The sequence below is a fragment of the Saccharopolyspora sp. 6M genome (assembly GCF_020176775.1).
Classification (GTDB): domain Bacteria; phylum Actinomycetota; class Actinomycetes; order Mycobacteriales; family Pseudonocardiaceae; genus Saccharopolyspora_C; species Saccharopolyspora_C gregorii.
The window spans coordinates 13,225-22,797 of record NZ_JAIUJZ010000090.1; the positions used below are offsets into that span (position 1 = coordinate 13,225).

The window sequence follows — 9,573 nt, forward strand, 5'->3', positions numbered from 1 at the left end:
CACGGCGTCCGCGTGCACCTGGACCGGCTGCTGGCCGAGCGGGACATGACCCTGACCGAGCTCGGCGACCGGATCGGCATCACCCTCGCGAACCTGTCGATCCTGAAGAACCAGCGGGCCAGGGCGATCCGGTTCTCCACGCTGGCCAAGATCTGCGGCGCTCGACTGCCAGCCCGGGGATCTGCTCAGCTTCGAGGAACCGGACGCGTAGCGCGGCCGTCCAGCTCGGCCGCCCGCTCCGGGGGCAGGACCTCGTAGACCGGGTCCGGCCCGGGACGCCACCACACCGGGTCCGGGCAGTTCCAGCGTTGGGCGGCGAGTTCGCGCTTGAGCACCTTGTGCGTGCCGGTGCGCGGCAGCTCCGCGGCGATGCGGACGAACCGCGGCAGCTGCTTCGGACCCAGATCCGGTTGCGCGGCCAGGAAATCACCGAGGTCGTCGAGCTCGTCGGCGAGCACCAGCGCCGCCATTACCTGGTCGCCGACCGCCGGGTCCGGCACCGCGTACACCGCGGCGTGCGCGATCGCCGGATGCCGCAGCAGCACCCGCTCGATCGGCGCGGCACCCAGGTTCTCCCCGCCCAGCCGCAGCCATTCCGCGGAACGGCCCGCGAAGTAGCAGAACCCGTCCGCGTCGACGTAGCCGAGGTCGCCGGACCGGTACATGCCGCCGCCCATCCGCCGCGCGTCGTCCTCCGGCGCGCCGTAGTAGCCGGCGAACCAGCCGGCGCCCGCGGTGTTGACCAATTCGCCGACCGCCTCGTCCGGGTTGGCGAGCCGTCCGTCCCGGTCGAAGACCGCCACCGCGCACCGCCGCCCGGTGTCCGGGTGCAGCACCGCCACCCCCGGGCCGGGTCTGCCGAGCGAACCGGGTGGCGCGTCCGGGGTGCGGGCGATGGCGATGCCGCCTTCGGTGGAGCCGAACCCGTCCACCACCCGGCAGCCGAAGCGCTCCGCGAACCGCGCCAGGTCCCGCTCGGCGCCCTCGTTGCCGTAGGCGATCCGCAGCGGGTTGTCCGCGTCGTTCGGCCGCGGCGGCGTGGCCAGCACGTACGACAGGGGCGTGCCGACGTAGTTCGCGTAGGTGGCGCCGAACCGGCGCACGTCGGACAGGAACTCCGACGCGGAGAACCGGCGCCGCAACGAGATCGCCGCGCCCGCCGCCAGGCCCACCGCCCACCCGGCGAACAGTGCGTTCGAGTGGAACAGCGGCATCGAAACGTACGTGCCGTCCCGCCCGCCCAGCCGGAACCGGTCGGCGAGCATCCGGCCCGGGAACGCGACCTTGCCGTGCGTGCAGCGCACCGCCTTCGGCTCGCCGCCGGTGCCGGAGGTGAACAGCAGCGCGAACAGGTCGTCCGGGGTGGCGGGCACCGGGTCGAGCGGGGCGCCGCGGTGCGCGGCCAGCGCCCGCTCCCACTCCGGGGAGCCGAGCACCAGCACCTCGGCGTCGAGCTCGGCACTGTCCAGCAGCGGGGCGTGCCGCGGCTCGGTGATCACCAGAGCGCAGTCCGCGAGCCGCACGTCCCGAGCCAGCGCCGCGCCCCGGCGGCCCGGGTTGAGCCCGGCCAGCACGGTGCCGGACAGCGCGGCCGCGCCCAGCAGGAAGGAGAACTCCGGCACGTTGTCCAGCAGCACCCCGACGTGCGGCGGCCCGTCGGTGGGGTGCCGCGCGCGCAGCAGGGCCGCGAGTTCGGCGCTGCGCCGCACGTGCTCGGCCCAGCTCCACTCCCGGTCCTCGAAGCGCAGTCCGGGCCGCGCGTCGTCCGCGCGGGCCAGCAGCAGTTCGGTCACCGTCGGAGTCCGCTCAACCATGCCCGCTCCTCCCGTCGCTTCGATTTCCCACTGGTGTTGCGTAGCACTGGGGTGGCGGAACCTCAGCGGCTTCCTCGCTGCGGGATCGATTTCTGATGTATGTCCAACACACGGCGAAATCGCTGTCCTCGCGAGGAAGCCGCTGAGAACCCGCGGGTGGTCTTGTTGCTCTGGTGGTCGCTGCTCAGCGGCTTCGCCGCTGACAAGAAAACGACAAGGCCCAGTGGGCGCTACGCAACACGAGTGGAAGACAAGCCAGTCAGTCCAAGGAGATTTCGTCGGTGGCCAGCGCCTCGCCGATGCGGTGCAGCTGTGCGGTGGCGCCGCCGAGGACGAACTCGCGGCGCTTGGCGGCGGTGAAGTAGCGGTGCAGGTCGTGGTCCAGGTCGATGCCCGTGCCGCCGTGCACGTGGACCGCGGTGTGCGCCACGCGGTGCCCGGCTTCGGCGGCCCAGAACTTCGCGACGGCCACCTCGGCGGAGCACGGCAGGTCCTGCGCGGCGCGGCACGCGGCCTGCCACAGCGTGAGCCGGACGGCCTCCACGTCGACGTAGGCGTCGGCGAGCCGCTGCGAGACCGCCTGGAAGGTGCCGATCGGACGGTCGAACTGGACGCGTTCGCGGGCGTGCGCGGCGGTGAGCTCCAGCGCCCGCTCCAGCACGCCGAGCTGTTCGGCGCACGCCCCGAGCGCGTACCGGTCGGCGAGCCACCGCGCGACCTCGGCGCCGCCGAGCAGCCGGTCCGCGTCGAGCGCGACCGCCGCCAGCTCCAGCACCGCTTCCGCGTCCCCGTCCACGACCTGCTGCGCCCGTACCGAGACGCCCGGGTCGGCGGCGGCGACCACGAACACCCGGGTGCCGTCCGGGGTCGTGGCGGGGACGAGGAACGCGTCGGCGACCGTCCCGGCGGGCACCGCGACCTTCGCGCCGTGCAGCACCCACCGCTCGTCCGCCCGTTCGGCGCGGGTCGCGGGCGGGTCCGGAACGGGTTCGGCGCCTTCGGCGAACGCGGCGGTGAGCACGATCTCGCCGCCGCCCGCGGGCCGCGCCCAGCGCTCGCACTGCTGCTCGTCGCCGAACCGGGCGAGCGCACCCGCCCCGGCGACCAGCGACGCCAGGTACGGCACCGGGGCGACGGCGCGGCCCAGTTCCACCAGCACCGCGCACTGCTCCAGCGGCCCGCAGCCCCCGCCGCCGAGGGAATCGGGCAGCCCGGCGCCGAGCACGCCCGCCTTCGCCAGTTCCGCCCACAGCGCGCGGTCGAAGCGCTCCGGCCCGGATTCCACTTCGCGCAACCGCTCGCTGGTGACCCGGTCGGTCGTGATCCGGCGGGTCAGCTCGGTGAGGTCCTGCTGCTGCTCGGTGGGGGTGAAGTCCATCGCGGTGCTCCTCTGCGAGTGGTGGGTTCCGGCGCGCGTCACCGGCGGGCGCGCGGCAGGCCGAGGCCCGCGGTGGACACGATGTCGCGCTGCACCTCGTTGGTGCCGCCGCCGAAGGTGAGGATCAGCGCGGCCCGGTGCATCCGCTCGATCCGGCCGCGCAGCGCCGCACCCGGTGCGCCGCCGCGCACGTGAGCGGCGGGGCCGAGCACCTCCATCAGCAGCCGGTAGGCCTCGATGGCCAGCTCGGTGCCGTAGACCTTCGTCGCCGACGCCGCGGCGGGCGCCGGTCGTTGCTCTGCGGTCCAGGCGATCTTCCAGTTCATCAGCTTGAGCACCTCGGCGCCCGCGTGCACCCGCGCCAGGTGCGAGCGCACCCACTCCTGGTCGAGCACCCGGCGCCCGTCGGCGAGTTCGGTGCGCCGCGCCCACTCCCGCACCTGCCCGAGCGCCGCGATGATCGGGGCCGCGGAGGTGAGCGCGACCCGCTCGTGGTTGAGCTGGTTGGTGATCAGCGGCCAGCCGCCGTTCTCCGTCCCGACCAGCGCGCTCACCGGCACCCGCACGTCCTCGTAGTAGGTGGCGCTGGTGGTGGGCCCGGCGACGGTGCGTACCGGGGTCCAGGAGAAGCCGGGGGAGTCGGTCGGCACGACCAGCACGCTGAGGCCCTCGTGCTTGCGGGCGTCCGGGTCGGTGCGGCAGGCCAGCCAGATGTGGTCGGCGTACTGCACCAGGCTGGTCCACATCTTCTGCCCGTTGATCACGTAGTGGTCGCCGTCGCGCACCGCGGTGGTGCGCAGCGAGGCGAGATCGGTCCCCGCCTCGGGTTCGGAGTAGCCGATGGCGAAGTGCAGTTCGCCCGAAGCGATGCCCGGCAGGTACCGGGCGCGCTGCTCCGGGGTGCCGTAGCGCATGATCGTCGGGGCGATGCTGTTGAGCGTCAGGAACGGTACCGGGACGCCGGCGACGGCCGCCTCGTCAGTGAAGATGAGCTGTTCCAGCATGGTGCCGCCGTGGCCGCCGTGTTCGCGGGGCCAGCCGAGGGCGAGCCAGCCGTCGGCGCCGAGCCTGCGCACGACCCGCTCGTAGGCCCCGCCGTCGCCGTAGTCGCCGTCGCCGGTCAGTTCGGCGCGCAGCTCGTCGGTCATCAGGTCCGCGAAGTAGTCGCGCAGCCGTTGCCGCAGCCGCTGCTGCTCGGGGGTGAAGCCGATGTGCATGGGGCCTCCTGGCGCGAGCGATGCACGGTTCGAGTGCAACGTGTTGCAGTGACCATAGACCGGCGGGCGCTCGCGGGTCGACCTTCCTCCTACCGGTCGGCATCCATCGATTCCGGAGGTCCCGATCGGATAGCGTGGAACGCGTTCTAGGTTCGGATCCTCGCCGGGACTGACCGCGCTGGTCCGCTCGGGTGATCCGGCGGCCGGACGGTGTCCCGGGGCGGGTGCGGCTCGTTGGCCTCGCGGGAGGCCGATGCCGATCCGTCGCGCGGACAGGGGTCCACGAGTGCGGAGGTGGTCATGGAGATCGGCGTGCGACCGGAGCTGTGCGAGGCCAACGGGGTCTGCGCCGGGCTCGCTCCGGAGGTCTTCGAGCTGGACGAGGACGAGCGGCTGCACGTCCACCGCCCCGTCCCCGCCGAGCGGGTAGAACGTGTTACCAAAGCTGTGCAGCTGTGCCCCAAAGGAGCGTTGTACTTCGTTGAGGGAACCGATGAACTCGGGTCTTGAGCAGAACGGTAACAAGTTCTACCGTGTGTCGCAGGTAACGGTCCGCTCCGGCGGGCGTGGACGCGACGAGGGGACAGGACCGTGGAAGCAGCGGTGCTCGATCAGATCGGCGACGACCGGCTCCACGTCCGCTCGGACGCGGCCGTGGTGGCTCCCGGGCCAGGTGAAGTGCACGTGCGGATCCGCGCGGCCGGCATCTGCCACAGCGACCTGTCCGCGATGAACGGCACGCTTCCCGCGCTCGCCCCCGGCGTGATGGGCCACGAAGGCGCGGGCGAAGTGCTCGCCGTCGGCGACCAGGTGACCGACCTGGTGCCCGGCGACCACGTCACCATCACCTTCGTCCCGCCCTGCGGGACCTGCCGGGAATGCCTGCACGGCCAGCCGCACCTGTGCGCGGTGCACACGGTCGCCGCGTTCACCTCGCCGCGCTTCGAGGTGGGCTCCCAGCCGGTGTTCGGGTTCGCCGGCTGCGGCACCTTCGCCGAGGAGCTCGTGCTGCCCCGCGCCGGGGCGATCAAGGTCGAGCCGGACGTGCCGTTCGAGGTGGCCGCGCTGCTGGGCTGCGGGGTGCTGACCGGCGTGGGCGCGGTGCTCAACACAGCCCGGATCGAACCGGGCGCCACCGTCGCCGTCATCGGCTGCGGCGGCGTCGGGATCTCGGTGGTCCAGGGGGCGCGGCTGGCCGGGGCGACCACGATCGTCGCGGTGGACCCGGTGGTCGGCAAGCACGCCGGGGCTCGCCGGTTCGGCGCGACGCACACCGCCACCCCCGACGGCTTCGACGAGCTCAAGCAGGAGCTCACCGGCGGCGCCGGGTTCGACTGCGCCATCGAGGTCGTGGGGCTGGCGGGCACCATCCGCGCCGCCTACGACGCCACCCGCCGCGGCGGCAGCACCGTCATCGTCGGCGCGGGCGGGGCGGAGCAGAAGGTCGAGTTCACCGCGCAGGAGCTGTTCCTCAACGAGCGCAGGATCCTGCCGTCCTTCTACGGCTCGGCCGACCCGCGCCGGGACATCGACCGGATGCTGCGGTTCTGGCGCGCCGGGCTGCTCGACCTGGAGGGCATGGTCAGCAGGCGGCTGCCGCTGTCCGAGATCAACGAGGGGCTGGCCGCGCTGCAGGGCGGCGATGCCGCGCTGGTGCGCCAGATCGTCACCTTCGACTAGACCGCCGACCGGCCGGGCCGCCGACCGGGCCACCGACCGGCTGAGCCACTGATCTGCCGGGCCACTGACCGGCTTCGCCACCGAGCGGCCCGGCCACCGATCACCGGAGCAACCGACCTGAGGAGTCCACTGTGGAGCAGAGTCCGGAGCTGCGGCTGGACGGGCGGGTCGCCGTGGTCACCGGCGCGGGCGCCGGGCTCGGCCGGGCCGAGGCGCTCGCGCTCGCCGGAGCGGGGGCGAGCCTCGTGCTCAACGACGTGTCCGCCGCCGCCGACGACGTCGCCGCCGAGATCACCGGAGCGGGCGGCCGGGCCGTCGCGGTGCGCGGCGACGTGGCCGAGCGGGACACCGCGGACGGGCTGCTGGCCGCCGCGCTGGAGCACTTCGGCGGCCTGCACGTGGTGGTGAACAACGCGGGCGTGCTGCGCGACCGGATGGTGTTCGGCATGTCCGACCAGGACTGGGACGAGGTGGTCCGGGTGCACCTGCGCGGGCACTTCCTGCTCACCCGGGCCGCCACCGCGCACTGGCGCCGACTGTGCAAGGAGACCGGCGCCGAGGTCGGCGCCCGGATCGTGAACACCGCCTCCGAGGCGTTCCTGCTCGGGTCCGGCGGCCAGCCGAACTACGCGGCCGCGAAGGCCGGGATCGCCGCGCTCACCGTCTCCACCGCCCGCGCCACCGCCCGCTACGGGGTGCGCGCCAACGCGATCTGCCCGCGCGCCCGCACCGCCATGACCGAGGACGTCTTCGGCCCGGCGCCGGACGGCGGCGTGGACCCGCTGTCCACCGAGCACGTCGCGCCGTTCGTCGCCTACCTGGCGGCCCCGGCCGCCGACGCCGTCAACGGCCAGGTGTTCGTGGTGCACGGCGGGAAGGTGGCGCTGATGGCCCCGCCGACGATCGAGCGCCGCTTCGACGCCGCCGGACCCACCTGGACCACCGAGGAGCTGCACCGGGCCGTCGGCGGCCACTTCGCCGACCGCGCGGGCGGCATGTTCACCAGCGACGACCTGCTGTCGCTGGGCTAGACCCCGAAGCACGCCCGACCGCTCGACCAGGAGGAGTGACCAGGATGTCGCTGACCGTGCAGAAGCACCGCGAGCGGATCGGGCTGCCGGACGGCTCGCTGCTCGTCGACGGCGAGCGGCGCCAGGCCCGCTCCGGTCGCACCTGGACCCACCGCCATCCCGCCACCCAGGAGGAGATCGGGACGTTCCCGGTCGCCGGTGCCGAGGACGTGGACGACGCGGTCCGCGCCGCCCGCCGCGCCTTCGACGAGGGGGAATGGCCGGGACTGCCGGCCGGCCGTCGCGCCCGGTTGCTGCACCGCTACGCCGAATCGCTGCGGGAGCACGCCGAGGAGCTGCGCGGGCTGCAGGCGCTGGACAACGGGGTGCCGCTGTCGTTCGGCACCGTCTACGCCGGTTCCGTTGACGTCGCCGCCGACGTCTTCGACCACCACGCCGGGTGGATCGACAAGGCCGGTGGCGAGACGCTGCCGCCGTACCAGGGCGGCGACCACCTGGCGATGACGCTGCGCGAACCGATCGGCGTGGTCGCCGCGATCCTGCCGTGGAACGCGCCGTTCCTGCTGTTCGCGCAGAAGGTCGCGCCCGCGCTGGCCGCCGGGTGCACCGTGGTGCTGAAACCGTCCGAGCACGCGACGTTCTCGGTGCTGCGGATGGTGGAGCTGCTCGTCGAGGCGGGGCTGCCCGGCGGGGCGCTCAACGTGGTCACCGGGACCGGGGAGACCACCGGCGAAGCGCTCATCACCCACCCGGCGGTCGACAAGGTCAGCTTCACCGGCAGCCGCGAGGTCGGGCGGCGCATCGTGGAGGCCTCGGCGCCCACCTTCAAGCGCGTTTCGCTGGAACTCGGCGGCAAGAGCCCCGCGCTGGTGTTCCCGGACGCCGACGCCGGGATGGCGGGCATGACCGCGATGGGCATGGTGACCCTGGGGCTGTCCGGGCAGGCGTGCGTCGCGCACACCAGGGCGCTGGTGCACCGCGACGTCTACGACGAATTCCTCGGCGCGGCCGAGCTGATCGCCGCCTCGGTCACCTACGGCGACCCGTTCGACCCGGGCGTGCTCTCCAGCCCGCTGATCAACGAGCGGCAGCTGGAACGGGTGCTGGACCTGGTGGGGCGGGCGGAACGGGACGGCGCCCGGCTGGTCACCGGCGGGGTGCGCGCCGACGGCGAGCTGGCCGCAGGGAACTTCGTCACCCCCGCGATCTTCGCCGACGTGGACAACGGGATGGAGATCGCCCGCCAGGAGGTGTTCGGCCCGGTGCTGTCGGTGGTGCCGTTCACCGACGAGGACGAGGCGGTGCGGCTGGCCAACGACACCGAGTACGGGCTCGGCGCGGGCGTGTTCACCGCCGACGCCGCGCGGGCGTTCCGCGTCGCGCGGAAGCTGCGCGCCGGCACGGTCGGCATCAACGGGTTCCAGGTCGAACCGCACCTGCCGTTCGGCGGGTACAAGCAGTCCGGGCTGGGCCGCGAAGGCGGCCGCAGCGCCTACGAGGCCTACACCGAGCTGAAGTCGGTGCTGCTGCCGCTGACCGACGAGCTGATGTGAGGTGGCCGGGTTGCGCGGCAAGGTCGCGATCATCACCGGGGCGGCGGGTGGCCAAGGCGCGGCGGCGGCGCGGCGCGGCGGGGCCCCCGCGCGGGGGGGGGGGGGGGGGGCGGGGGCCCCCCGGGGGGGCGGGGGGGGGGCCCCCGGCCCGCCGGGGGGGGGGGGCGGCGCGGCGGCGGCGCCGTGGCGGTGGGGCGGGCGCTGGCCGCCGAACTCGGGGCGGACGCCCGGTTCCGGCACCTCGACGTCACCGACGAGGCCGGGTGGGACGGTGCCGTCGCGGCCGCCGAGGACGCGTTCGGCCCGGTGGACGTGCTGGTGAACAACGCGGGCGTGCTGCACCTGGCGCCGCTGGCCGAGACAGAACCCGCCGACTTCGAGCGGGTGGTGCGGGTCAACCAGTTCGGCGCCTTCCTCGGCATGCGGGCGGTGCAGCGGTCGATGCGCGACGGTGGCTCCATCATCAACGTCTCCTCGGTCGAGGGATTGGCCGGGATGGCCGGTTCGATCGCCTACTCGGCGAGCAAGTTCGCGGTGCGCGGCATGACGAAGGTGGCCGCGCTGGAGCTCGGCCACCGCGGCATCCGGGTCAACTCGGTGCACCCCGGCGTGATCGACACCGCGATGGTGCGCGCGCAGGTGGGCGCCGCGCTGGACGACTTCGCCGCCGCCCGGCTCGCCCTCGGCCGCGTCGGGCGGCCCGAGGAGGTCGCGAACCTGGTGGCGTTCCTGGCGAGCGACGACAGCTCCTACTGCACCGGCGCCGAGTTCGTCGCGGACGGAGGTGCCACCGCAACGCATTCCCTGGCCAGATGACCCCGCCGCCGGGCCCGCCGGGTCGGGCACCGGCGGGGACCGAGCAGGTCGCCCCCGGTGCCGCCGCGGGCAGGACCCGACGCG

7 protein-coding genes and 2 pseudogenes are annotated in these 9,573 nt (G+C 74.0%); 6 read left to right on the forward strand and 3 right to left on the reverse strand.

All coding sequences use genetic code 11. The features are described 5' to 3' along the window. The first annotated feature begins 45 nt into the window (after window positions 1-45). Window positions 46-211: pseudogene (locus LCD31_RS13960) on the forward strand (helix-turn-helix domain-containing protein). Here the strand turns inward: LCD31_RS13960 and LCD31_RS13965 are convergent. The 3 genes from LCD31_RS13965 to LCD31_RS13975 form a co-directional block, all read right to left on the reverse strand. Further along, complete coding sequence (locus LCD31_RS13965) at window positions 186-1,814, reverse strand: long-chain-fatty-acid--CoA ligase (RefSeq protein WP_224958577.1); 1,629 nt, start codon at window positions 1,812-1,814, stop codon at window positions 186-188. The pseudogene LCD31_RS13960 and the gene LCD31_RS13965 sit on opposite strands and share 26 nt — an antisense overlap. 259 nt (window positions 1,815-2,073) lie before the next feature. Further along, window positions 2,074-3,192: an acyl-CoA dehydrogenase family protein gene (locus LCD31_RS13970; RefSeq protein WP_224958579.1), complete on the reverse strand. Its 1,119-nt coding sequence runs from the start codon at window positions 3,190-3,192 to the stop codon at window positions 2,074-2,076. A 38-nt stretch (window positions 3,193-3,230) separates the two neighbouring features. Continuing rightward, window positions 3,231-4,409: an acyl-CoA dehydrogenase family protein gene (locus LCD31_RS13975; RefSeq protein WP_224958581.1), complete on the reverse strand. Its 1,179-nt coding sequence runs from the start codon at window positions 4,407-4,409 to the stop codon at window positions 3,231-3,233. A 300-nt stretch (window positions 4,410-4,709) separates the two neighbouring features. Between LCD31_RS13975 and LCD31_RS13980 the strand changes: the two genes are divergently transcribed. From LCD31_RS13980 to LCD31_RS14000, 5 genes and pseudogenes are all read left to right on the forward strand, one after another. Next, the gene (locus LCD31_RS13980) at window positions 4,710-4,919 is read left to right on the forward strand and encodes a ferredoxin (RefSeq protein WP_224958584.1); all 210 of its coding nucleotides are present in this window, start codon (window positions 4,710-4,712) and stop codon (window positions 4,917-4,919) included. A gap of 81 nt (window positions 4,920-5,000) precedes the next feature. Then, window positions 5,001-6,089 (forward strand): Zn-dependent alcohol dehydrogenase, encoded by a 1,089-nt coding sequence (locus LCD31_RS29570; protein WP_224958586.1) that lies wholly within the window; start codon window positions 5,001-5,003, stop codon window positions 6,087-6,089. A 149-nt stretch (window positions 6,090-6,238) separates the two neighbouring features. Next, entirely contained in the window at window positions 6,239-7,120 is an 882-nt protein-coding gene (locus tag LCD31_RS13990) for a 3-oxoacyl-ACP reductase (RefSeq protein ID WP_224958620.1), read from the forward strand. Window positions 7,121-7,164: 44 nt separating this feature from the next. Next, window positions 7,165-8,673, forward strand: coding sequence for an aldehyde dehydrogenase (locus tag LCD31_RS13995; RefSeq protein WP_224958588.1), 1,509 nt, complete (start codon window positions 7,165-7,167; stop codon window positions 8,671-8,673). A gap of 1 nt (window position 8,674) precedes the next feature. Beyond that, window positions 8,675-9,489, forward strand: a pseudogene (locus LCD31_RS14000) (SDR family NAD(P)-dependent oxidoreductase). The last annotated feature ends 84 nt before the right edge of the window (window positions 9,490-9,573 follow it).